Source organism: Porphyromonas somerae DSM 23386 (assembly GCF_000372405.1).
GTDB lineage: Bacteria > Bacteroidota > Bacteroidia > Bacteroidales > Porphyromonadaceae > Porphyromonas_A > Porphyromonas_A somerae.
The window spans coordinates 1-23,973 of the sequence record NZ_AQVC01000011.1 but is presented as its reverse complement, the minus strand read 5'-3'; the positions used below and the strand labels follow the sequence as shown (position 1 = coordinate 23,973).

The 23,973-nt window shown below is 41.8% G+C and carries 21 protein-coding genes; 17 read left to right on the top strand and 4 right to left on the bottom strand.

Annotation, left to right across the window (positions count from 1 at the left end; translation table 11 throughout):
* Nucleotides 1–239 precede the first annotated feature (239 nt).
* From thrS to A3GK_RS0103195, 13 genes are all read left to right on the top strand, one after another.
* Nucleotides 240–2,213: a threonine--tRNA ligase gene (gene thrS, locus A3GK_RS0103255; protein ID WP_026161681.1), complete on the top strand. Its 1,974-nt coding sequence runs from the start codon at nt 240–242 to the stop codon at nt 2,211–2,213.
* A gap of 54 nt (nt 2,214–2,267) precedes the next feature.
* Nucleotides 2,268–2,840 (top strand): translation initiation factor IF-3, encoded by a 573-nt coding sequence (gene infC, locus A3GK_RS0103250; protein ID WP_018028055.1) that lies wholly within the window; start codon nt 2,268–2,270, stop codon nt 2,838–2,840.
* A gap of 90 nt (nt 2,841–2,930) precedes the next feature.
* A complete protein-coding gene (gene rpmI, locus A3GK_RS0103245) occupies nt 2,931–3,128 on the top strand; it encodes a 50S ribosomal protein L35 (RefSeq protein ID WP_018028054.1) in 198 nt (65 codons plus the stop codon).
* Between the two features lie 109 nt (nt 3,129–3,237).
* Nucleotides 3,238–3,585: a 50S ribosomal protein L20 gene (gene rplT / locus A3GK_RS0103240; RefSeq protein WP_018028053.1), complete on the top strand. Its 348-nt coding sequence runs from the start codon at nt 3,238–3,240 to the stop codon at nt 3,583–3,585.
* Between the two features lie 117 nt (nt 3,586–3,702).
* Entirely contained in the window at nt 3,703–4,938 is a 1,236-nt protein-coding gene (locus A3GK_RS0103235; RefSeq protein WP_018028052.1) for an S-adenosylmethionine:tRNA ribosyltransferase-isomerase, read from the top strand.
* Entirely contained in the window at nt 4,931–6,634 is a 1,704-nt protein-coding gene (locus A3GK_RS0103230; protein WP_018028051.1) for an MATE family efflux transporter, read from the top strand. Before A3GK_RS0103235 ends, A3GK_RS0103230 begins: the two co-directional genes overlap by 8 nt.
* On the top strand, nt 6,615–6,881 hold the full coding sequence (locus A3GK_RS10345) for a hypothetical protein (protein ID WP_018028050.1): 267 nt from the start codon (nt 6,615–6,617) through the stop codon (nt 6,879–6,881). The genes A3GK_RS0103230 and A3GK_RS10345 overlap by 20 nt, the downstream gene beginning before the upstream one ends.
* Before the next feature lie 43 nt (nt 6,882–6,924).
* Nucleotides 6,925–8,286, top strand: coding sequence for a tRNA (N(6)-L-threonylcarbamoyladenosine(37)-C(2))-methylthiotransferase MtaB (gene mtaB / locus A3GK_RS0103220; protein WP_018028049.1), 1,362 nt, complete (start codon nt 6,925–6,927; stop codon nt 8,284–8,286).
* On the top strand, nt 8,270–9,202 hold the full coding sequence (locus A3GK_RS0103215) for a lysophospholipid acyltransferase family protein (protein ID WP_040575915.1): 933 nt from the start codon (nt 8,270–8,272) through the stop codon (nt 9,200–9,202). Before mtaB ends, A3GK_RS0103215 begins: the two co-directional genes overlap by 17 nt.
* Complete coding sequence (locus A3GK_RS0103210; protein ID WP_018028047.1) at nt 9,199–10,203, top strand: glycosyltransferase family 2 protein; 1,005 nt, start codon at nt 9,199–9,201, stop codon at nt 10,201–10,203. The genes A3GK_RS0103215 and A3GK_RS0103210 overlap by 4 nt, the downstream gene beginning before the upstream one ends.
* The gene (locus tag A3GK_RS0103205) at nt 10,200–11,066 is read left to right on the top strand and encodes a hypothetical protein (protein ID WP_018028046.1); all 867 of its coding nucleotides are present in this window, start codon (nt 10,200–10,202) and stop codon (nt 11,064–11,066) included. The genes A3GK_RS0103210 and A3GK_RS0103205 overlap by 4 nt, the downstream gene beginning before the upstream one ends.
* A 35-nt stretch (nt 11,067–11,101) precedes the next feature.
* Nucleotides 11,102–13,732, top strand: a complete 2,631-nt coding sequence (locus A3GK_RS0103200; RefSeq protein WP_018028045.1) for a valine--tRNA ligase — start codon at nt 11,102–11,104, stop codon at nt 13,730–13,732.
* A gap of 82 nt (nt 13,733–13,814) precedes the next feature.
* Nucleotides 13,815–15,149 (top strand): MATE family efflux transporter, encoded by a 1,335-nt coding sequence (locus A3GK_RS0103195; RefSeq protein WP_018028044.1) that lies wholly within the window; start codon nt 13,815–13,817, stop codon nt 15,147–15,149.
* Between the two features lie 708 nt (nt 15,150–15,857).
* On the opposite strand, the gene A3GK_RS10965 is transcribed toward A3GK_RS0103195, so the two are convergent.
* Nucleotides 15,858–16,376 (bottom strand): helix-turn-helix domain-containing protein, encoded by a 519-nt coding sequence (locus A3GK_RS10965; RefSeq protein ID WP_018028043.1) that lies wholly within the window; start codon nt 16,374–16,376, stop codon nt 15,858–15,860.
* A gap of 622 nt (nt 16,377–16,998) precedes the next feature.
* Here A3GK_RS10965 and pepE point away from each other — a divergent pair.
* Genes pepE through tpiA form a run of 4 tightly spaced genes read left to right on the top strand, consistent with a single transcriptional unit; the run spans nt 16,999 to nt 20,278 of the window.
* Nucleotides 16,999–17,709: a dipeptidase PepE gene (pepE, locus tag A3GK_RS0103185; protein ID WP_018028042.1), complete on the top strand. Its 711-nt coding sequence runs from the start codon at nt 16,999–17,001 to the stop codon at nt 17,707–17,709.
* A 1-nt stretch (nt 17,710) separates the two neighbouring features.
* Nucleotides 17,711–18,274, top strand: a complete 564-nt coding sequence (locus tag A3GK_RS0103180; protein ID WP_018028041.1) for a DUF1599 domain-containing protein — start codon at nt 17,711–17,713, stop codon at nt 18,272–18,274.
* On the top strand, nt 18,261–19,520 hold the full coding sequence (locus A3GK_RS0103175) for a BT_3928 family protein (RefSeq protein ID WP_018028040.1): 1,260 nt from the start codon (nt 18,261–18,263) through the stop codon (nt 19,518–19,520). The genes A3GK_RS0103180 and A3GK_RS0103175 overlap by 14 nt, the downstream gene beginning before the upstream one ends.
* 2 nt (nt 19,521–19,522) lie before the next feature.
* Entirely contained in the window at nt 19,523–20,278 is a 756-nt protein-coding gene (tpiA, locus tag A3GK_RS0103170; RefSeq protein WP_026161680.1) for a triose-phosphate isomerase, read from the top strand.
* 71 nt (nt 20,279–20,349) lie between these two features.
* Here the strand turns inward: tpiA and purB are convergent, their stop codons facing one another.
* From purB to A3GK_RS0103155, 3 genes are all read right to left on the bottom strand, one after another.
* On the bottom strand, nt 20,350–21,696 hold the full coding sequence (gene purB, locus A3GK_RS0103165; protein ID WP_018028038.1) for an adenylosuccinate lyase: 1,347 nt from the start codon (nt 21,694–21,696) through the stop codon (nt 20,350–20,352).
* 15 nt (nt 21,697–21,711) lie between these two features.
* Nucleotides 21,712–22,896: a MalY/PatB family protein gene (locus A3GK_RS0103160; RefSeq protein WP_018028037.1), complete on the bottom strand. Its 1,185-nt coding sequence runs from the start codon at nt 22,894–22,896 to the stop codon at nt 21,712–21,714.
* A 337-nt stretch (nt 22,897–23,233) separates the two neighbouring features.
* A complete protein-coding gene (locus A3GK_RS0103155; RefSeq protein WP_018028036.1) occupies nt 23,234–23,446 on the bottom strand; it encodes a hypothetical protein in 213 nt (70 codons plus the stop codon).
* Nucleotides 23,447–23,973: the final 527 nt, after the last annotated feature.

Here is a 23,973-nt window from a genome sequence, read left to right as displayed (position 1 = left end):
GCGATCTCTTGCTGTCTAGAATCGAGTATGAAGGATCGATGCTTTCATGCTCGATTCTAGTCTTGCGGATGGTTACCCTCTCCCTCTAATGGCATTATTTCTTACCTTCAGACATCATGAATTGTCCAATAAGCCAATTTACATTCGATTATCAATGATGAGATTGCAATATTTATACTATCTTTGTGTGATTAAAGATTAGGATATACCGTAATACAGATATTATCATGAGTAAGGATATGATTACAATAACTCTGCCTGATGGTTCGAAAAAGGAGTATGAGAGTGGGGTGACTGCGCTACAAGTGGCTGAGGATATTAGTCCTAGGCTCGCTAAGGAGGTGCTAGCTGCGACGGTTAACGATAAAATCGTGGATCTCACTCGTCCTATTGAGACAGATGCTTCGCTCCGGCTTCATAAGTGGGAGGATGACGAAGCCAAGCATGCCTTTTGGCATACCAGTGCGCACTTGATGGCAGAGGCCCTTCAGGAGCTTTATCCTGGGATTAAGTTTGGTATTGGACCCGCCATTGAAAATGGCTTTTACTACGATGTAGACCCAGGTGAGGGGGTACAGATAAAAGAGTCTGACCTTCCTGCCATTGAGGAGAAGATGCGAGAGCTGGTATCTAGGAAAGAAACACTTGTGAGGAAGAATATTTCAAAACAAGATGCACTTGATTACTGGAATAAGAAAGGCGACCAATACAAAGTGGAGCTGATCACCGACTTGGATGATGGTACCATTACTACCTACACTCAGGGTGGCTTTACCGACCTTTGTAGAGGGCCTCACCTCCCCGATACCTCGAGTATTAAAGCTATCAAGCTCCTCACCGTAGCTGGTGCTTACTGGAGAGGAGATGTGAAGCGACCACAGCTGACTAGAATCTATGGCATCACCTTCCCTAAGAAGAAGATGCTGGACGAGTATCTAGCCCTTTTGGAGCAGGCTAAGGAGCGTGACCACCGAAAGATAGGTAAGGATCTGGAGCTATTTGCCTTTTCACAAAATGTAGGTGCAGGATTGCCCCTATGGCTACCTCGTGGTACACAGCTAAGGCTTCAGCTAGAGGAGTTTTTAAGAAAAATCCAAAAGCAATATGGTTATGAGCAGGTGATGACACCACATATCGGGAATATCAACCTGTATAAAACCTCTGGGCACTATGCTAAGTACAAGGATGATGCCTTCCGGCCTATTGAGACGCCACAAGAGGGTGAGCTATTTATGCTCAAGCCAATGAACTGCCCTCACCACTGCGAGATATATAAGACCAAACCAAGGTCGTACCGCGATCTCCCTGTACGCTTGGCAGAGTTTGGAACGGTATATAGATACGAGCAGAGTGGGGAGCTCCATGGTCTCACTCGCGTGCGTGGATTTACTCAGGATGATGCGCACCTTTTCTGCCGTCCAGATCAGATTAAGGAGGAGTTTATCAAGGTGATGGATATTATCTTTATCATCTTTAAAGCTCTTGACTTCAATCAGTTTGAAGCTCAAATCTCGCTGAGAGATCCTAATAACAAGGAGAAGTATATTGGTTCGGATGAGAATTGGGATAAGGCTGAGCAAGCGATTATTGAAGCTTGTAATGAGACGGGGCTAAAGACTCATATAGAGTATGGCGAGGCCGCCTTTTATGGTCCTAAGCTCGACTTTATGGTGAAGGATGCGCTTGGTCGTCGCTGGCAGCTAGGTACCATTCAAGTAGATTACAATCTACCTGAACGTTTTGAACTTGAGTACACGGGCGAGGATAATCAAAAGCACCGTCCGGTAATGATTCACAGAGCACCCTTTGGCTCTATGGAGCGTTTTGTAGCTGTTTTGATTGAGCACACTGGTGGTAAGTTCCCATTGTGGTTGGCTCCAGATCAGGTGGCTATCCTTCCTATCTCAGAGCGCTTTAATGATTATGCATTCAAGGTATTGAGAGAGCTAGCACTGCATGACATTCGAGCTTTAGTAGACGATAGAGCCGAGAAAATAGGCAGGAAAATACGCGACAATGAGCTAAAACGTATTCCATACCTCCTAATCGTAGGCGAAAAAGAGGCTGAGGAGGGTACTGTATCTGTGAGAATTCAGGGACAAGGTGATCAAGGTTCCGAAAAAATTGGTATCTTTGCAGACCGTGTGTTGAAGGAAGTTGACGCACAGATGAATGCTTGGCGCTATGAGCAACAAGCTACAGAGGAAAAATAAGTAATAACAATAAACAAACTAGCATAAATAAACGACTGATTGACTACAAACTGAATGGGGAATATTAATAGACGAAATCCGAGGGGCCCATATAATAAGGCCGATGAGCCACAAGAGAAGATCAATGAGCAGATTAGAGCTCGTGAAGTAAGGCTTGTTGGTGACAATGTTGAGCAGGGAATCTACTCCATACAAGAGGCTCGTAGAATTGCGGATGAGCAAGAGCTGGATTTGGTAGAGATCTCGCCTAATGCTGAACCACCAGTTTGTAAGATACTTGACTACCAAAAGTATCTATATCAGAAGAGGAAGAAAGCTAAGGAGCAGAAAGCTAAGCAGACGAAGATTGTAGTAAAAGAGGTGCGATTTGGTCCTCAGACCGATGATCACGATTACGAATTTAAGCTACGTCATGCAAAGGGATTCCTTGAAGAGGGTAATAAGGTGAAAGCCTATGTATTCTTTAGAGGTCGCTCTATTGTCTTTAAGGATCAAGGAGAATTGCTTCTCCTAAGATTCGCGCAAGACCTTGAAGAGTATGGCAAGGTGGATCAGATGCCTAAACTTGAGGGGAAAAGGATGATTATGATGTTTTCACCTCTAAAGGGAGCTAGCAAGAAAAAGTAACAACTTCTATCAGAGGTGGTGAGAAGGGATGCAACTCTTCTTTACTGCCGAAGGTAGACTTATTTGATAACTAATTAATAATTGACTGGAATGCCTAAGATGAAGACTAATCCCGGTGCTAAGAAGAGATTTTCTCTCACCGGATCAGGTAAAATCAAGCGCAAGCATGCTTACAAGAGCCATATTTTGGCTCACAAAACCAAGAAGCAGAAGCGTAACCTCACTAACGCTGGACTTGTACACAAGTCTGATGTGCGTGGTGTGAAGAAGCTTCTCGGTATAGGTTGAGTAAGTTTTTAAGCAGAGAAAAGAGATTTTTTTAACAGAGTGTGATTGCCCTTTACAAGAGCCTTACCAATGTAGGTGATGCCGCTCACGCTCAAAGATTTTTAGAACAATGCCAAGATCAGTAAATCACGTCGCTTCAAGAGCGAAGAGGAAAAAGATTTTAAAGCAAACCCGTGGCTACTATGGTGCACGTAAGAATGTATGGACTGTAGCCAAGAACACATGGGAGAAAGGCCTTCAGTATGCCTATCGTGACCGCAAGACCAAGAAGCGTAATTTCCGCTCACTATGGATCCAGCGTATCAATGCAGCTGCTAGAGAGGAAGGTCTATCTTACTCTAAGTTTATGGGTATGCTTAAGGCTAAGGGTATAGATATCAATCGCAAGGTTCTCGCTGACCTAGCAATGAATCACCCTGAAGCTTTCAAGGCCATCGTAGAGCAAGCTCGCTCATAAGGCTTACTTTTGTATATTAAGGCAGAAGAGGTATTGACTAGATCAGTACCTCTTTGCTATTTTGAGGCTTTAATATCCTAAGTAGTCAAAGCTTTTAATTAGCTTTGTAAATAAAATATGGAAATGATGAATCCGCAAGAGATACGAATTGAAGATTATACGTACAACCTCCCACCAGAAAGGATTGCAAAATATCCATTGGAGGAGAGGGACCATGCCAAGATGCTCTATTATGCCGAGGGCAATATAGAGAGTTATGACTTTACCGACTTGACTAGTCTATTGCCTAGCAATTCGGTATTGGTAATGAATACCACCAAGGTTATTAGAGCTCGATTGACTTTTTTCCGTCAAACTGGTGCTCGGATAGAGGTCTTTTGCCTTGAGCCGTACTCTCCATCGCTCTATGAGTTGTCACTAAGCACAAAACATGAGGTCATCTGGCATTGCCTGGTGGGGCAGTCACGTAAATGGAAGGAAGAGTACCTGTACCAGCCTCTTGCAGATGGTACCCTATTAAGGGTAAGTAGAGTGGACGGTCATTGCAGCAGTGGCTCTTTAATTCGATTTGAATGGTCCAATGAGATGACCTTCGGAGAGCTCCTTGAGCACTTGGGGGAGCTACCTATTCCACCGTACCTTAATAGAGATACAGAGGAGAGTGACCTGAGGGATTACCAAACGGTCTATGCTCGTGAAGAGGGTAGTGTGGCAGCACCTACGGCTGGCCTTCATTTTACAGAAGAGCTGCTTTCAAGGCTCAAGGAGAAGGGGGTAGAGCAGATCCCAATAACTCTGCACGTAGGTGCGGGTACTTTTTTGCCCGTGAAGAGTGCTACAATGGGAGGGCACGAGATGCATACTGAGGTGATTGAAGTACGGCTCTCATCTCTCCAGTCTATTTATAATGCACTCCTCGAAAAAAGGCCTATAGTGTCGGTAGGCACGACTAGCACCCGCACTTTAGAGAGTTTGTACTATATGGGTATTCAGGTTATAGAGTCGGCAAATGATCCCCTCAGTGTACCTCAATGGATACCCTACGAAACAACAACCTCTGCTACAACTGAGGAGGCGATAAAAGCCTTGATAGACTACCTGGAGGCCAACGGTGTTGATCGATTGTTTGGGCAGTCCCAATTAATCATTGTTCCTGGATACGCCTATAAGCTGGTTGATTATTTGATTACCAATTTTCACCAGCCCAATAGCACTCTGCTATTATTGGTAGCTGCATTCATAGGGAGCGATTGGCTCAAGATATATGACTTTGCTTTGCGTAATGATTATCGCTTTCTAAGCTATGGAGATGGCTCATTGCTCAAGAAAAGACAGGTAAGCTCAAATGTCTGAAACCAGTGCGATAAATAGGCGAATACTTAAACTCGCTCTGCCTAATATACTGAGTAATCTCACAGTACCTCTTCTAGGGATTGTAGACCTCACGCTCTCAGGACACTTGGAAGATGCCTATGCCATAGGTGCCATAGCCATAGCTACCACTATGTTCAATCTCATATATTGGAATTTTTCGTTCCTCAGAATGGGTACTACAGGCTTGACCGCACAGTCTCATGGAGCTGGCAATCACCTTGCTATGGGTCGGAACCTCACCCAATCGCTATTGATTGCTTTGATGGGTGGGGTATTTATCTTGCTATTGCAGCAGCCGATATTAAATCTCACTTTATTGATTCTTAAGCCAGAGGGTGGGCTTATTTCATACGCCACGATCTATTATGATATAGTTGTATGGGGAGCACCAGCCGTATTATGCACATTAGCCCTCAATGGTTGGCTTATTGGCATGCAGAACACCTGGTATCCGATGGCGGTTAGTATTATGACCAATGTCACTAATATCGCCATTAGTGCCTGCTTGGTGATATTGGGGGGAAAAGGCATCACCGGCATTGCTACTGGTACCCTTGTGGCACAATGGCTTGGTGCTACATCACTGCTGATCGGAGCCTATCTGCTCTATTTTAAGAAAAATCGTGTCTCGCTACCGAGAAAGATAGAAGAGCTAAAGGTGGGGCTACGCAGATACTTTGGCACCAATCTCCACATATTTCTGCGTACTATACTCATCTCATTGATTTCGGCCTTTTTTACCTATGCGGGGTCTACCCAAGGGGCCTTGATATTAGCTGCCAATGCGCTTCTATACCAGGCCTTTACCTTCTTCAATAATTTTGTTGATGGCTTTGCATTTGCAGGTGAAGCAATTGTAGGACACTATTATGGGATGAAAAATAGGCACTTGCTTACAAAGTCGGTTAAATTGCTGATAGTATGGGGCGCTACATTTGCATTAATAACTAGCTTGCTGTATTTCATTATTTCGGAGCCTTTTCTTACCTTTTTAACTGATAAGGAAGAGGTGATCAATATTGCTCATAACTATTTGATTTGGGTCTACCTATTGCCTGTTTTGGGTTTCCTCGCCTTCTTATACGATGGTGTATTTGTAGGGATTACTGCGACTCGCGAAATGCTCCTAAGTATGTTGTTTGCTGTTGCGGTATTTTTTGCTCTCTATTTTACGCTACCATTTACAGATGTCAATCATAATCTTTGGGCAGCCTTTGTTATGTACTTATTGGCGAGAGGTGGGTGCCAAATCCTTATGTCTCGGAAGATGGTTGGGCTAGGTAAGCCCTTTGAGTATGTCTATACGCTCTCGGTAGGGACCACCTATTTGGATTCGGAAGAAAAGATAAAGAATTATCTCTCAACTGAATTTCCAAGCAGTCAGTTCTCTAGCTTTTACATCACCGATGATGTATCAGAGTACTCGTCAAGAAAGTACCTAAATAGTGTGCTACGAGTGGAAAGCTCCCTTACACTAGATGAGATGATTGCAAAGACAAAGCAAATTGAATCTCAATTTGGGAGGAAGAAAGAGCCCTCTGGTGATGTAGCTCTGGATATTGATGTGGTGCTTATGGATAGCCAAATACTTCGAAACAAAGACTTTAATAGAGATTACTTTCAGATCGGATATAACGAAATTGAATCAACTCATCATGGACAAGAAAACTACTAGACGAGTTTATGGCTACACTTGTAGCTACTTGCTTTTAGCACTTTCACTGCACATTGCCAATCATTTCTTCTTTGAGAGTTATTTCTTGCAGAACATGGCATTATGCATACCTTTTATGATGCCTCTACACATGATGGGATTAAGACAGAAAGGCAAAATGGTTTTTGATGACACTACCTATCTACTGATGTTTATATTTATGATGGTTGTCTCCATGGTCCTTTACACTCTTTTCTTCTTCCTTTGAACAACCTCTTCTATAGCCAAAAAGTGTTATCTTTGCATTACGTATGATGATAGATAATGTAGGAGATAAAGGAAACCTCATAGGCAAGCGTTTTGTATTTGAAACGTTGGGGTGTAAACTTAACTTTTCTGAGTCGAGTCACTTGTCTCGTGCTTTGATTGAAAAAGGCATGAAGGTTGCTGACTCAGGAGAGGTGGCAGATATATGCTTGGTAAATACTTGCAGTGTTACAGAGGTTGCCGAAAAGAAAGGGCGTCAACTAGTTAGGCGCCTTCATAGAGAGCATCCAGGTGCACGCATAGTAGTTACTGGTTGCTACGCTCAGCTTAACCCAGAGGCATTTTTAAGTCTGGAGGGAGTCGATTTGATTATAGGTGCTCGAGATAAAGGGCGTTTACTAGAATATATTGAAGGGCTTGAGAGTAGGGGAGTAGATGGTCACTTAGTACATACCCCTATTGAGGAGGTCGATTCATTTGAGGCCTCTATATCAAGTGAAGGCCGCACCCGTCACTTCTTAAAGGTACAGGATGGTTGCGATTATAGATGTAGCTATTGTACTATTCCTAAAGCTCGTGGAAAAAGCCGGAATGGGACGATCGAGGAACTAGTAGAATTGGCTCGAGGAGTAGCACGCAGTGGAGGCCGTGAAATAGTTCTTGTAGGTGTAAATGTCGGGGACTTTGGACGTAGCACTGGGGAGCAGTTTATTGACCTTTTACGCGCTTTAGACGAAGTAGAAGGGATTGATCGCTATAGAATATCCAGCATTGAACCTAATCTAATTACGGATGAAATCATTCGCTTTGTGGCACACTCTAAGAGGTTTGCTCCTCACTTTCACATTCCGCTCCAAAGTGGTAGCGATGAGGTGTTGAAGCTTATGCGTCGCCGGTACAATCGATCGCTTTTCAAGCACAAGGTGATGCTTATTAAGGAGATAATGCCTGATGCTTTCATAGGGGTAGATGTGATTGTAGGAATGCGTGGCGAGTTGGATGAGTATTTTGAGGATGGGCTCAATTTTATCGGCGAATTACCAGTCAGCAAGTTACATGTCTTTTCGTATAGTGAGCGCCCTGATACTGATGCGTTAAAGATCCAGCCGATAGTTCCTCCCGAAGTCAAGCACCAAAGAAGCCAAAGATTGTTGGAGCTGAGCGATAAAAAACATGTTGCCTTCGTTCAATCACAACTTGGTACTCAGGGAAGGGTATTGGTGGAGCATCACGCATCTGGTGCTGATGGTCAGTGGCTCTATGGATATACTGGTAACTATGTTCGCGTGCTTCTTCCTTTCCGATCAAATATAGAAGGGCGCCTTGTGGAGGTGAAGTTACACGATATAATTGAGGGCGACTGTGTAGTTAGTGGCTCATTTATAGACGATGAAAGAACTGAGTAAAGGGGAAATTTGGCGAGGGAAGCTATTGTATTCCCTATTACGACTAATCGGATATTTACCTAGTTGGTGGCACTATGGTATGAGTTGGTGCATCTCGTATCTACTTCAATACGTGATTGGCTATCGGAGGAAAGTTGTACAAACCAATCTAGCAAATTCTTTTCCCGAAAAGAGTAAATCTGAGCTCCGAAAACTTGAGCGTGCTTTCTATCATCACTTATGCAATGTGGGAGTAGAGACGGTGATGCTAGCTGCATTTGGAGAGCGTCGGTTTAGACGTCACGTGTGTATTGAGAATCCCGAGCTGATTGAAGAACTGCACAAAGAGAATAAGCGCATCTTTTTCTTACTCGGCCATTACGGTAATTGGGAGTGGTATACTGGATGCCAATTGCTACTACCAGTGACCGAATTCAACGTTGCTTTTGTGCGACAGAAAGGTGCTTGGCACTATGTTCTATCAAAGCTTAGAAGCAAATTTGGCGCTCAATTGATGGACAAGTGGGATGCAGCAAAGATTATCCTTCACCAGCGAAACGATAAAAGCAATAAGACCTATATAATGGTGGCTGATCAAGCTCCAGGCATTGAAGGAGCAGAGCTTTTCGTTGACTTTCTTAACCAATACACAGCAGTGGTCACTGGTATGGATCGTCTTGCGAAGATGCTAGGAGCAGCGGTAGTGTATGTAGATGTGGAGCGTCCGAAACTTGGGAAATACCGACTTAAGCTTGTAGAAATGACAAGAGATGCTAGTCAGCTCCATAAACATCAACTATCAAAAGACTTTATGCAGCTACTAGAAAAGACCATCAGAAGAAAGCCTGAGCTATGGCTTTGGTCGCACAAACGGTGGAAGGTGACTCCAGAGCTAGTTAAAGAGCGCTTCCCACATAAAGATATAGAAATGGCATGAAAGAGATAGCCATAGTAGTACTTTCATGGAATGCACAACCATTATTGGAGCGGTATTTGCCTGATTTAGTACAGCATACCCCTCTAGATCTTGCTGATATTATACTAGCAGATAATGGTAGTAGCGACGCCTCTGTGGCTTATGCTAAAAGTCTTGGCGTAAAGGTAATTGAATTAGGAGAAAACTATGGTTTTGCTAGAGGTTACAACGAAGCAATAGCTCGCTTGGAACATAATTATGTACTACTACTCAATAATGATGTGCGAGTATCTCCAGGCTGGCTCAAACCCCTCTACCACTTCATGGAAACCCACAGGGATGTGGTGGCAGTACAGCCAAAGATAAGATGGGATAGAGCTCCTCAAAGCTATGAATATTCGGGGGCTGAAGGTGGGTATTTGGATTACCTCGGGTATCCATTTTGTAGGGGACGTATTTTTGAGACACTTGAGGAGGATCACGGGCAATACGGCTTAGAGCCTAAAGAGGTCTTTTGGACGAGTGGGGCAGCAATGTTAGTTCGCAGGAAAGCCTATATTGATGCCGGAGGTTTTGATGCTTCGTTTTTTGCTCACCAAGAGGAAATAGACCTATGTTGGCGATGGCACATTGCAGGGCATCGACTATTTGTAGTACCTGAAAGTACAGTGTATCACTATGGTGGCGCTTCGCTAAGTAGCACTGATCCTCGTAAAACATTTCTCAATTTTCGTAACAACCGAAAGATGCTCTATAAGAACCTCCCAGATAGTAAACGCATTTGGATACTCTCTGCGAGGTGGTTGTTGGATCTAGTTGCTATGGGCACTTTTATGGTACAAGGTAAATGGGGGGATGCTAAAGCTGTTGTGAAAGCACTTCGAGCCTATCGTCGTATGGGAAAAACCGTCTCTGGTGATAGTGAGGCCCGAGAAGTAGCCTTTCAAAAGCTCTATAAAAGATCACTGCTGATACGTTACCACATACATCACGAGAAAACTTTTGACCAACTGAAAGCATGAAAAAAATATCAATACTCATCTGTAGTACCCTACTTTTCTCAATCCTCATAGTGGGCTGCCAAAGCAAGACTAAAAAGGGAGCTGAGCAGATGATTGCTACGGCGGATAGCCTTATTAATATTGATGCACTAGACAGTGCTTTAGAGTGGCTGGATAGTGTGAAAGTGGTATATCCGAATGAGGTTGAGTGCCGACGTAAAGCCCTAGAAAAGTCTAGGAATGTTAGGCTCGAACTGAGTCGCAGAGACTCTCTTGCTTCTGTAGAACGTCTTAGTCTTCTTGAAGCCTATACCGATAGTCTATATCAACAATTTAGACTCATTCCGGCTAAAGATATGCCCGATGAAAACATACTTCGATTTAGAGGGTACGACCCAGCCTCAAAGACACCAGAGTCGCCTTTTATCGACGCTTATGTAGCGAATGATGGCACTCTTGAGCTAATTGCATCAGCTTCAAGTACTACCCAGTTAAATATAGTCTTCATTCGCATCTCTGACCGTGCCAATGACACTTATATACTTAGCGACACGCTACAGTACGATGGGGGGCTGAATTATAGGTATAGCAACCTCGGTCGCCATTATGAACGACTTACTTTTGCGGGGAAAAGGGGAATGCCTTTAGGGCAATTTGTAGCCCTAGCTCCAGATAACTCTAGGCTAGGTGTAGAGTTTTGCAATGAAAAAGGAAAAGCAATGGTACGCTTTGATCTAAATCAAGAGGCTAGGGTAGCCATCACCAATAGCTACAAGTATGTAGCTGCATTGGAGGAGATGAAAGAGATTTACATTTCACTGAATAAGCATGAAAAACGGCTCCAAAATAGTCTGAATCTAAATAGTGCGGAAAAAATAAGGTAACTTTGTCCAACTGAACATCAAATAGCTATAAACATATGAATAAGGAATTAAGCGCAAAATATGACCCATCAGAGGTAGAATCGAAGTGGTACGACTATTGGATGAGATACAAGCTCTTCTCCTCTAAGCCAGATAACCGACCACCCTACACAATTGTGATGCCACCACCAAATGTCACAGGTGTGTTGCACATGGGTCATATGCTTAATAATACTATCCAAGATATATTGATTCGCCGGGCAAGAATGACTGGCTACAATGCTTGCTGGGTACCTGGTACTGATCACGCTTCTATTGCGACGGAAGCAAAAGTTGTGGAACGCCTAGCTAGTAAAGGGATCAAAAAGAGTGACCTCTCTCGTGAGGAGTTCTTAAAGCATGTATGGGAGTGGACCCATGAGCATGGCGGAATTATCATTGAGCAACTCAAAAAGGTCGGTACCTCATGCGATTGGGATCGCTTGGCCTTTACCATGGATGAGACACGTAGCAAAGCGGTGATAAACGTTTTCTGCGACCTTTATCGCAAGGGACTTATCTACCGTGGTGTCCGAATGATTAATTGGGATCCAAAGGCTAAAACAGCTATTTCTGATGAGGAGATTATTTATCACGAGACGGAGAGCAAGCTATACTATGTTCGCTACTTTGTTGAGGGTGAGGCAGATAAGTACATTGTAGTAGCCACGACACGGCCCGAAACTATTTTTGGAGATACTGCCGTCTGCGTTCACCCAGAGGACGAGCGTTATAAGTGGCTTGAGGGCAAGAAGGTAATAGTGCCAGGGGTAGGGCGTTCCATCCCCATTATTCACGATGAATATGTAGATAGAGAGTTTGGTACGGGATGTCTTAAAGTGACTCCTAGTCACGATGTCAATGACTATATGCTAGGTCAGAAGTACAACCTTCCTGAGCTAGATATATTTAATGACGATGGTACTCTCAACCACTTAGGTGGCAAGTACGAAGGCGAAGATCGTATGGAGGTGCGCAATAGCTTCATAGAGGAGTTGCAGGGCCTTGGATTAGTAGAAAAAATAGAGAACTACACCAATAAGGTGGGACTTTCTGAGCGTACTCATGTGCCTATAGAGCCAAAGCTCTCTATGCAATGGTTCCTCAAGATGAAGGAATTGGCTGCACCTGCATATCGAGCTGTAATGGAGGACGATGTGCAGTTGGTACCAGATCGCTTCAAGGGAGTGTATGCCTCTTGGATGGAAAATGTAAGGGACTGGAACATCTCTCGTCAGCTTTATTGGGGGCATAGGATCCCCGCTTACTTCCTTCCTGACGGCACTATAGTGGTAGGAGAAACTCCCGAAATAGCACTGGAGGAAGCAAGGAAACAGACTGGAGATCTAAGCCTTGAAATCAAGGATTTGACTCAAGACCCCGATACACTTGACACTTGGTTCTCATCTTGGCTGTGGCCTATTTCCCTCTTTGGTGACCCTCTGGAGAAGCATAATGCAGAGTTGGATTATTACTACCCAACTTCTGACCTCGTAACAGGTCCTGATATCCTATTCTTCTGGGTAGCTAGGATGATTATTGCTGGCTATGAGTATAGGGGAGAAAAGCCATTTAAGAATGTCTTCCTTACTGGGATAGTGCGGGATAACTTGAGGCGTAAAATGAGTAAGTCTCTTGGTAATAGTCCTGACCCACTAGAGCTAATTGATAAGTATGGGGCCGATGGAGTACGTATGGGACTTATGACGGCGGCTTCGGCTGGTAACGATATATTATTTGATGAAGGATTGGTAGAGCAAGGACGTAACTTCAGTAATAAGTTATGGAATTCATTCCGTCTAATCCAAGGCTGGGAAATAAGTGATACTATCGCTCAAGATGAGGCCCAGAAAGCTGCGATTGATTGGTTCGAACAACTTCTTAGGAAAGAAGAGACTATTCTTGCTGATCACTTTAAGAAGTATCGTATCAATGATGCTGCTTTATTGATGTATAAGCTAATTCGTGACGACTTCTCTGGGACTTATCTTGAGCTGATTAAGCCCCCTTATGGTGCTCCAATAGATAGAGCTACCATCATGGCAACGAATCGTTTTTTCGAAGAACTTCTGAAGCTGCTACATCCATTCATGCCATTTATCACTGAGGAGCTATGGCAAGCGATAGCAGAGCGACAGGAGGGAGAGAGCATTATGGTAAGCCAGGTAAGAGAGCTACAGTCCTTCGATGATAAGGTTATAGCACAGATGGAGAGAGATCGCTCCATAATTACACAAATACGTAATTTGAGAGCCAAGAAAAATCTATCTCCAAAGGAAGAGTTAGAGCTACATACAGAGGCTAATCTTTCCAACGTTTCAAAGGCTGTTATTACCAAACTTGCTAATATCACTAGCTACCAACATCAACAGCCACGTGAAGATGCAGAAATGGTTACATTCCAGATTGAAACATCTCTCTTTGGGATACCTGTAGCAGGACTTGTCGATGTAGCAGCAGAAATCGAAAAGCTGAAGGCAGACCAGGAGCACCTGCAAAAGTTCCTCAAAGGTGTACAGAGCAAGCTTAATAACCCTAAGTTTGTCGATAAGGCTCCAGAGGCTGTTGTTGCCATGGAACGCAAAAAAGAGCAAGATGCAATTACAAAGCTTCAGACTATTCAAACGAGACTTGATAGCTTGGAATAAGTTTGTAGCTTTATAAATGAGGAGAAGAGTAGGGCAGAATACCATATTATTGGTATTTAGCCCCTCTTTTTGCTAAAGTAATATGATAGAAGGGAAAATAGACCTATCAACGAAGGAGATTCTTAGGCTATCTTGGCCAGTCTTTATTTCACTAATTGCCCAAAATCTGATTGGAGTGATTGACACTGCATTCGTATCTAGGGTTGGTGAAGTAGAGCTTGGTGGAACTGCTATGGGAAGCCTTGTTTACTTTAGCATATATACTGTGGGGTGGGGGCTAGCAAGCGGCACTCAGATAATGATTAGCCACCGATACGGTGCCAAGAAGTTTAACCAGATAGGAAGGGTTTTAGGGCAGAGTATCAGACTATTGTTACTTGCCGCATTACTTGTCATGGCACTAGGCTTCTCACTCGGTCCAAAGCTCTTCAACTCGCTACTAAGTAGCGAGAATGTGGCTAATAGTGCTGTAGACTATTGGACTTATCGTAGCTTTGGCTTTCCATTTGCCTTTCTTGCCTCTACCTTTCGTTCTTTTTTCGTTGGCATATCACGTACTAAGGTATTGACCCTTAATTCAGTGGTAATGTCCATAGTCAATATTACCCTTGATTACGGTCTTATTTTTGGCAATTTTGGCCTCCCAGAAATGGGGGTTAAAGGTGCTGCTCTAGCAAGTGTGATAGCGGAATTTTCTTCGCTTGTCTTCTATTTCTTGTATACATTGTGGAGACTAGATGGAAACTTCTTTGGCCTTAATAAGGCAAATCTGATGGTATGGGACAAAGGCCTCTCAAAGCAACTATTTGGGCTTAGCTATTACCTTATGCTACAGGCCTTTGTGAGCCAAGCCGCATGGGCAATCTTCTTCTTTATGATTGAAAGTTTGGGAGAGCGTCAGCTGGCAGTGGCATCTATCACAAGACAGCTGTACGTGCTTTTCTTTATACCACTCAATTCGTATGGCACAGCAGTTCGCACTACAGTCGGTCATATTGTTGGTGCTGGTATGATAGATGAGCTATGGAGCTATTTATTGAGAGCTATAAAGCTTTCATTTGGCACCATGCTGATCTTCTTTACATTCGTACAGCTTTTCCCTGAGATACCATTGCGTATTTTTACAGACAATACGGACTTAATCCAATCCTCTGTACCAACCCTGAGGGTGCTTGCCACAGCTGCATTAATAGCATCAGCAGGTAATATGTTTTTCAATGCGGTTAGCTCAAGTGGTAATACGCGTAGGGTATTCCAGATAGAGATGCTCAATGCATCTTTCTATCTGATTTATGGCGCTACAGTTGTCTACTTGCTTAATGGCACAGTGGCAATGTGCTTTACAGTTGAAATCATCTACTTCCTTTCCATTACACTAATGAGCTATAAGTCTATGAAGCGACTTATAGAGAAATAATCATAACAACACACATCTAAGAGCATTCCTTATACTCTTTTAGGGTTATTCACTAAGAATATGTGGTCGTTCATCTCCTTTTAATTGCCTGGAATTGTAGGCTCCACAAATAATTGACAATAGTCTACTTAACATAACACCTATTATAATAACAGCAGGAAGGAGATGGAATGTTCCATATAATTGCCCTATTTAAGCACTATCTATATCTTTATCTGCAAGAATAACAGAGGCATAATATCTCTTTTAGCGCAGAAGACCTATTTCTGTAATAGACTTTTATTTCTCAGTAGAGAATGCTCAATGGAACGTTAATATGTCTGGTGTTACTTATAAGAGATACAACCATGGAGGCTCCTATTTTCTGGAGCGATACCAGCGCCAAATCTATTTTCCCAAACAAAGAACACTGTAACTTTCCTGAACTTTTCCAACTGAAAATAAGTGAAAAAAGTAGCTAAAAGAGGGCTTCTGAAACTCTCTTCCTAACATACTGAAACCCAATGCTTTATATAAGCGTCAGTTGAGCTGCAACTAAGCAATCGGCGAGATGCAACTCGTCAAATGCTTAGTTGCAACTCGCCGATTACTTAGTTGCATCTCAACTTTTACCCTACTTGCATAAGTAATTATATACCCCCAATTAATTTCAATTCTTAATTGCATATTAATATAGGAAGAAGAAATATGATTAGTAGGATATATAGCTTACTCAGTGGAATGAGTAAAGGTTTCGAATGTATTATCATCGTAATAAACGATTATTTTGGTGATACTTCTTTTCACCTCAGACATTACTGTCTGTTTATCAATAGTAGTAGAAGTTGAATTATCCTGATTAGGCTCCGCAGTATTATTTCTTAATGGCTCAGAATTAGCACTAAATAGAGTTCGCTGAGAATTCGACCCGACGAAAGAGGGCTGGGAAAGGTTATCATGCGAAAGAGCTTCTCCTGAAGCAACATTAGTATTACTCGTTGAATTAATATCTTTAGTTCGTTCTCCTTGACCACTACGAATCCACTCCTCATTATAAATGGGAAATGCAGAGAGAATTTGATACATCACCATTGGACTAATATTATTTCGCCCCTTAATGACGTGATTTAACGTAGAAGTTTTTATCCCAGTTAATTCTGAAAATTCAGCTTGAGTAAGTCCTTCATCATTGATAATGGACTCTACTCTTCTCCCCTGCTCTACTAATTTTTCCTCTCTCTCATCCATAGAGTATTGTGAATTGAGATTTACAATATAAATACACTTGAAATGTGTATAATGTGAATTGTGAATTCACTGCAAAGTTAAACTAAATATATCAAATAAACAACCCAGATAAATATGAAATCGACCACTTCAGCTTAATGCAACTGCTAAAGCCTATAATGAATATATGTTATATTTATAATAGATTAGCAATTAAGTGCTTGTGGGATTTAGGCGGCCCCGTCATTGATGCGTTCGCATTACATTGGTTTTTGTATTCATATACGTCTTAGAATAGTTGTATATAATATTGAAAATATATTGGAAATCATATAGTTATACATTTGTTCTTAATCGGGTAGAAGTGAAATAACGCGTGTTTTCGCATTGGCTTAAATTGCTTAATTTCTAGCTCGGGTAAAGAAATGGTTATCTATACGATAAATTAACAATGGGACTTTCATTCATAATTATATACTCAATAGATTTCAGATGTGAATGAAAATGGATTTATTCACACATATATTTATTTACAATGTGAATTTATCTTGTTTATTTGCGGCAAGTGACTTAGGCATTTGAAGAGGGCAAAGAAATTGTTATCTTTGTAGAAGAATGTTTAATCCATAAATATGCTTTAATTATGAGACTCTTATTAATCAGCAATTCTGCTTCCCCTGGTGAACAGTATCTAGAGAAGCCAGCACAAGATATCGCAACATTTCTTGGCAATCAGAAGAAGAATGTGGTTTTCATCCCTTTCGCAGGAGTGACCTTTAGCTTTGATGCCTATGTTGATAAGGTCAATAAAGCTTTGTCGGGCGTAGGTGTTGAGGTCAAAGGCGTTCATACCTTTGATGACCCTATTAAAGCTGTAGAAGAAGCTGGTGCCATAATGGTAGGCGGAGGTAATACTTTTCAGCTTGCAAAGATGATGCAAGAGCAAGGTCTTATAGAAGCGATTAGAAAAAAGGTAATAGATGGTGGTGCTCCCTATGTAGGTTGGAGTGCTGGTAGCAATGTCGCATGCCCTACTATCTGTACTACGAATGATATGCCGATTGTAGAGCCATTGAGCTTTAATGTCCTCAATTTAGTTCCATTCCAGATTAATCCTCACTACCTTGATACCCACCCTTCTGATCACGGAGGTGAGACACGAGAGGTCCGTATTCTTGAATATATTGAAGCCAATCCCACAATGTATGTAGCAGGGTTGAGGGAAGGCTGTCGTTTTTTAGTGGAAAATGGCAAGATAAAGCTTATTGGCGTTAGGACACTTCGTGTATTCAAAAAGGGTAAACAGATTACTGAGTATAGCACAGCGGATGACATTCAATTTTTAATGGAATAAAATGGCAGATTACAAAAAGACGGAGGAACAATTTGAAGGGGTGCTTTCAAATTGCAAGACGCTTTTTATCCACAAATTCAAGGATTATGGTGCTTCTTGGCGTGTAATGCGCCCTACTGCTATCACAGATCAAATCTATATTAAAGCTCAAAGGATAAGATCTGTGCAGGAAAAGAGGGAAAACAAGGTCGGAGAGGCTCTTAAATATGAGTTTATAGGGATCGTTAACTATGCGATTATGGGATTGGTTCAGCTAGAAAAAGGATATACTGACCAACCTACTGAAGATAAGGATCTACTCCTTCAGTGGTATGGTGAGTATGCTGCTAAGGCTAAAGAACTGATGTTTTCCAAAAACCATGACTATGGTGAGGCGTGGCGTAGTATGCGTATCTCCAGCATTACCGATATCATCCTTCAAAAGATATTTAGGACTAAGCAGATAGAAAATAATCAAGGAGCTACAAAAGTGAGCGAAGGTATTGATGCCAACTACCTTGACATGATCAATTACGCCATTTTCGCTCTAATAAAAATTAGTGAAGGATGTGATGCAATGGATTAAGTCAAAAAAAATATTGACTACCACTCTTCAGATTATAGTGGGCTTGGTCTTTGTCTTTTCTGGACTTATGAAAGGTATAGACCCAGTGGGTACCGCAATAAAAATTGGAGAGTACTTTAGCAGCTTCGGCATCCATTCCAATCCTAGTGTAGACCTTGTCTTTTCTGTAGCGCTTAATCTTTTTGAGAGTGCACTTGGCATTGCTCTTCTCTTAGGATTTAGACCTACAAAGACGAAGTTTGTAGCACTCGCATTAATGGGTGCTATGACTCTGCTCACCCTCTATATCTATATTTTCAATCCTGTCATAGACTGTGGTTGTTTTGGCGATGCCATCATCATTAGCAACAAAGCGACCTTCTGGAAAAATGTAGTACTCCTTTCATTTATTATCTATCTCTATTTCAATACAGACCATTGGTACCAATGGTTAGATGTGAAGGGCAACAACTATGCCCTAATTGCAGGAGTAATTGTTTTTCTCGGCTTTAACCTTGTAAACATCAAACACCTTCCCATTATAGACTTCCGGCCATATAAGGTTGGAAGCGACCTTATGGAACTGACCACTACTGGTGGATCGGAAGGAGAATACATCTACAACTTTGTCTACCAAAAAGATGGCGTTGAAAAGGTATTCGGAATTGATGAACTCAATGGCTTAGACTCCACTTGGATCTTTGTGAGGGACGAGATTGAAGTTATCAAAGAGGCAACTAGGCCTCCAGGTGCTGACTTTGTACTCACTAGAGAAGATGGCAGTAATGCGATGGAGGACTTGGCTTATCAAGAGAGCGAAGCTATTTTAGTTATTTCCCCTGATATAACAGCGGTTCAACTCAAAATGCTTGAAGAGATGGTTGAAAAGTCTCCATACCCCCTACTCCTTGCTATGGGCAATACAGCTGATATCTGGAGCGATCCAAGGTATACAAAGCTTGAGAAGAGGTTTGCTGAAATCTTTTTTCTGGATAAAACCACTGCAATTACTATTGTGCGTAGCAATCCAGGGGTTTTGCTGATTAAAGCAGGAAAAATTGTAGACAAACTATCAGGTAGTGACTTTAAATCTGCATTAAATAAAGAAGGTATTAGAAGTAATTTACCTAGCCAAGACCATCCGATATATAGCAGATTTGATAAGTTTGGTTTTATTGGGATACTATCAGCTTTATATATACTTATCACCCTCTGTGGTGGAATTATTAGAAGGATAAATATTGTAAAACGTAAGAAAGAGAAATGATTATGAGAAAAAACATTGTTGCCGGCAACTGGAAAATGAACACCTCACTCCCTGAGGGCATTCAGCTAGCCAAAGATGTGCGTAGCTCTATTGAAGGTAAAAACCTTAACTGCGAGGTGATTCTAGGCGTACCATTTACCCACCTTAGCGAGGTAGCAAAGGCTGTAGCTGGTAGCCCTATCAAGGTAGCTGCTGAGAACTGTGCTAGCGAGTCAAAAGGCGCATTTACTGGTGAGGTATCTGCTGAAATGGTTGCCTCTACTGGTGCCACTTATGTAATCCTTGGGCATAGCGAGCGCAGGCAATACTACCATGAGACTTCTGCTATTCTTAAGAAGAAAGTAGAGCTTGCTCTAGCTAATCAGCTAAAGCCAATATTTTGTATTGGAGAGGTACTCGAAGAGCGTGAGGCGGGTAAACACTTTGAGGTGGTAGAGCGTCAGGTAAAAGAGGCTTTATTTGATCTATCTGAAAGTGATTTCAAGAATATTGTATTGGCATACGAACCTGTTTGGGCCATTGGCACTGGCAAAACTGCCACGAGTGATCAAGCCCAAGAGATCCATGCAGATATTCGTAAGGTAATAGCAGATAAGTATGGCAAGTCTATTGCTGATAATACTACCATTCTGTATGGCGGAAGTGCCAATGGTGGCAATGCTAAGGAGTTATTTAGCAAACCTGATGTAGATGGTGGACTTATTGGTGGAGCCTCACTCTCAGCAGAGAAGTTCCTACCAGTAATTGAAGGGTTTTAATCACCCCATCTTATAACTAACAAAAAGAGGGTTTGGAGAGACATCTCCAAACCCTCTTTTAATATGATTAATTAGCAATATACTCCAGTATAACTTCGTGGCGTAATTTGCTTCATTTCCTTCTTGAGCTCGTCAGAGATATCAAGATTATCTATGAAACGATCCAGCTTTTCACGTGTGAGCACCTCATTATTCCTTGTAAGCCCCTTAAGAGCTTCGTAAGGATTAGGATACCCCTCTCTACGCAAAATGGTCTGAAGCGCTTCTGCCACTACAGGGAGTGCATTATCTAGATCCTCAAGTATAGACTCCTCGTGCAATAATAGCTTATTTATTCCTTTCTTAAGACTATTAAAAGCGATCAAACTGTGAGCAATAGGCATTCCGATATTTCGCATCACGGTGCTATCTGTGAGGTCTCTCTGAAGGCGTGATATTGGTAGCTTATGAGCCAAATGCTCACAATAGGCAATGGCTATTCCTAGATTACCCTCAGCATTCTCAAAGTCTATAGGGTTCACCTTGTGAGGCATTGCAGAAGAGCCTACTTCACCCTCTTTTATCTTTTGCTTGAAATACTCTTCAGAGATATAGGTCCACATATCCCTTGCAAAATCAATAAGTATCACACAAATCCTCTTGATGCTATCCAGCAATGCTGCGAGATTGTCGTAATTTGAGATTTGTGTGGTATACTCCTCTAGCTCCATGCCCAGGTACTCTTCTGCAAAGGTATGGGCAAACTGCCGCCAATCAATCTCAGGATAAGCAATGTGATGGGCATTCATATTTCCTGTAGCTCCACCAAACTTGACACTTTGTGGTACAGACTGAAGTAGTTTTAATTGCTCAGAAAGACGATAAACATATACGTAAATCTCTTTGCCAAGTGTTGTGGGAGAAGCAGGTTGCCCATGAGTACGAGCCAGCATTGGTATCTCTCTCCATTCATTTGCCTTCTCAGTAAGTTCGGCAATAATCTCCTCCAACATTGGACACCAAACATCTTCAAGAGCATCTCGAAGCATCATTGGCTGTGAAGTATTATTGATATCTTGTGAGGTAAGCCCAAAGTGTACAAACTCTAGTACAGGGGCATACTTTTCATCACTAAGTCGTTCCTTAATGAAATACTCAATTGCTTTTACGTCGTGGTTTGTGACAGACTCAATTTCCTTTACACGCTGCCCATCCTCAGTAGAAAAGCCTTCGTATAGCTTTCGCAATTCATCTCTAATCTCATCTTGTTGTAGTAAAGATAGTCTTTCAGGTAGCTCATTTGATAAAGCTATTAAGTACTCCACCTCCACCTTAATACGATACTTCATTAAGGCATACTCTGAGAAGTAATTCTCTAGCTCATTAACCTGCTTTCTATATCGTCCATCAATTGGCGATATTGCTTTTAGTGAATTCATAATTCCCTTATATTATTATACATTTAATTTCTCTACAGCACTTTTAAGTCGTTCCATCACTTGCGTAAGCAATTGGCGAGGACAACCAATATTCAATCTCATAAAATAGTCTCCTCCTGTACCAAACATAGCTCCATCATTTAAGAAAAGCCCAGCCCGCTTAATAAAAAACTCATTGAGTCCTTCAGTGCTAGATAATCCTAATCCCCTACAGTCCAAGAAAATAAGGAAAGAGGCCTCAGGTACTATCATTTTAATCTTCGGTATATGCCTGGCTAAGTAGTCTTGTACATATGCTACGTTACCTTGAATATACTCAGTACATTCATCAAGCCACTCAGCTCCTTGTTTATAAGCCGCAGCTATTGCATCATAAGTAAAGCAATCACCAATACCAAGTCCATTATTATCAATATATGAATAGACCCTATCTCTTAATATTTCATCCATAATATATAGATGAGACCCAACAACCCCAGGCATATTAAAAGCTTTAGAAGGAGCCATAAGCGAAATGCCTACTTTGCTAGCAGCTTCAGAGACAGATGGAAAAGGAATATGCACAAATTCTTTATACGTAAGGTCTGCATGAATCTCGTCACTAAGGACTATCGTATCGTATTTAATGGCCAAATCTGCAATCCTTTCCAGTTCTTCATGGCGCCAAACCCTACCACCAGGGTTATGGGGATGACAGAGCAGGAATACTTTTGCCTCTTGCATGCCCCACTCCAGCTTATCCCAATCCAATTCATATCTCTCATTGTGTAACTGCAAAGGTGCCTCTACCACTTTCCGTCCACTATTGATGATTACCTGTGCAAAAGGATAGTAAACTGGTGGGGTGATGAGTATTTGATCACCTTTATCCGTTAAGCATTCAAGCAACTTATAAATCCCAGAGACAATGCCTGGGATATACTTAATCTCATTATCGGCGGGTTTGAATCCATATTTTAGTTGAAACCAATTGCATATAGATTCATAATAGTAGTTGGGAATAGTACCATAGCCAAGAATCGGATGCTCCAGACGCTTCTTGATCGCCTCGGCAACAAAAGGTGGTGTTGCAAAATCCATATCAGCGATCCATAGCGGAATGACTGAATCATAGTCGCTTTGAAAGGTACCAAAGCCGTCATACTTCGCGCTATTGGTACCCTTTCGCTCAATCGGTTGATCAAAACTAAACTGTGGCATCTCTAATATCTATAAGTCATAACTAGTTGCTTCAAAATTACCAATAATTATTGACCCACAATAGATTTAAGGTTGCATAAGCTGTTAGAAGACCAATTATTTTCAGATAACACCTATTCACCCACCTTTTTTGGTTCAAATCTCTTTTTTTCTCACACATCAGCTCGCCAGTCTCTTTATCCCTAAATTCTACTTGTACATCTCCTACATTATCACTACCTTTGCTTTCAGAAGAACCGATTTGTGGAGCATTCCCGTTAATGGCATTACTACCCTTTGATTGTGTGTCAGACTCAGCAGTGTCGATAGTTACGCTGTTACCAACGGCGGGTTCGGTTCAAATCAGTTCTTTGTTTTTTGCGTATTCTGGTCTAAATACACCAGCACTGTTAACCTCATAATATCCACCATTGTCAGATAACTCAACAAACAAGGTCTTGCTTTTACCATCTGACATCTCTAAAAGATATGTAGGCTTGCCATTTGCTTTAATCTTGCCCCTTCTTATAGCAGTAAACCCTTTTGCTACTGCTTCAAAATAATCAATCACACTTTTAAATCAGCAAGATACAATGTGTTTTAGACTACAGCCCCAATTGTTGAATAATCGTCATTCTTTCTTTCTCTTAATCTAATAGAACCAACTTTAAGCCCCATATCACTGCAAATCTCCCCAAGCTCACATCTCCACGACTGTTCGATTACACATTAATACTCGACTTCACCTCACCAATATCCACACCATCCGATCTTTCAACTATCCATTAGTGATTGTGCCTAAGACCTAGATTCCGCAAGTCGAGTGAGGGGTAAAAAAGAAGGGTGAGATTTCTTGCGATTTCTCACCCTTTGTCGTTAGAAATTGTTATCTTTATCTTGACATAAATAACTGAATAACAATATCTAACACCCCGTTAGGGTATGGCAAATATACAAGTAATTTCTGAGAGAGCACAGCGTTTTGGCGGATTAAATTTCATTTTACAGTCCAAGGAGTACAAAAAGATTCTTGAGCTGTGCGATAAAGAGCTGGGAGTAAGAAGTAGTTCTGGTGGTGGATACTCTTATTCGGAGGTA

Coding starts and splice junctions, on each gene's coding strand:
- thrS (WP_026161681.1), top strand. CDS start 240: ATGATTACAATAACTCTGCCTGATGGTTCGAAAAAGGAGTATGAGAGT.
- infC (WP_018028055.1), top strand. CDS start 2,268: ATGGGGAATATTAATAGACGAAATCCGAGGGGCCCATATAATAAGGCC.
- rpmI (WP_018028054.1), top strand. CDS start 2,931: ATGCCTAAGATGAAGACTAATCCCGGTGCTAAGAAGAGATTTTCTCTC.
- rplT (WP_018028053.1), top strand. CDS start 3,238: ATGCCAAGATCAGTAAATCACGTCGCTTCAAGAGCGAAGAGGAAAAAG.
- A3GK_RS0103235 (WP_018028052.1), top strand. CDS start 3,703: ATGGAAATGATGAATCCGCAAGAGATACGAATTGAAGATTATACGTAC.
- A3GK_RS0103230 (WP_018028051.1), top strand. CDS start 4,931: ATGTCTGAAACCAGTGCGATAAATAGGCGAATACTTAAACTCGCTCTG.
- A3GK_RS10345 (WP_018028050.1), top strand. CDS start 6,615: ATGGACAAGAAAACTACTAGACGAGTTTATGGCTACACTTGTAGCTAC.
- mtaB (WP_018028049.1), top strand. CDS start 6,925: ATGATGATAGATAATGTAGGAGATAAAGGAAACCTCATAGGCAAGCGT.
- A3GK_RS0103215 (WP_040575915.1), top strand. CDS start 8,270: ATGAAAGAACTGAGTAAAGGGGAAATTTGGCGAGGGAAGCTATTGTAT.
- A3GK_RS0103210 (WP_018028047.1), top strand. CDS start 9,199: ATGAAAGAGATAGCCATAGTAGTACTTTCATGGAATGCACAACCATTA.
- A3GK_RS0103205 (WP_018028046.1), top strand. CDS start 10,200: ATGAAAAAAATATCAATACTCATCTGTAGTACCCTACTTTTCTCAATC.
- A3GK_RS0103200 (WP_018028045.1), top strand. CDS start 11,102: ATGAATAAGGAATTAAGCGCAAAATATGACCCATCAGAGGTAGAATCG.
- A3GK_RS0103195 (WP_018028044.1), top strand. CDS start 13,815: ATGATAGAAGGGAAAATAGACCTATCAACGAAGGAGATTCTTAGGCTA.
- A3GK_RS10965 (WP_018028043.1), bottom strand. CDS start 16,376: ATGGATGAGAGAGAGGAAAAATTAGTAGAGCAGGGGAGAAGAGTAGAG.
- pepE (WP_018028042.1), top strand. CDS start 16,999: ATGAGACTCTTATTAATCAGCAATTCTGCTTCCCCTGGTGAACAGTAT.
- A3GK_RS0103180 (WP_018028041.1), top strand. CDS start 17,711: ATGGCAGATTACAAAAAGACGGAGGAACAATTTGAAGGGGTGCTTTCA.
- A3GK_RS0103175 (WP_018028040.1), top strand. CDS start 18,261: ATGCAATGGATTAAGTCAAAAAAAATATTGACTACCACTCTTCAGATT.
- tpiA (WP_026161680.1), top strand. CDS start 19,523: ATGAGAAAAAACATTGTTGCCGGCAACTGGAAAATGAACACCTCACTC.
- purB (WP_018028038.1), bottom strand. CDS start 21,696: ATGAATTCACTAAAAGCAATATCGCCAATTGATGGACGATATAGAAAG.
- A3GK_RS0103160 (WP_018028037.1), bottom strand. CDS start 22,896: ATGCCACAGTTTAGTTTTGATCAACCGATTGAGCGAAAGGGTACCAAT.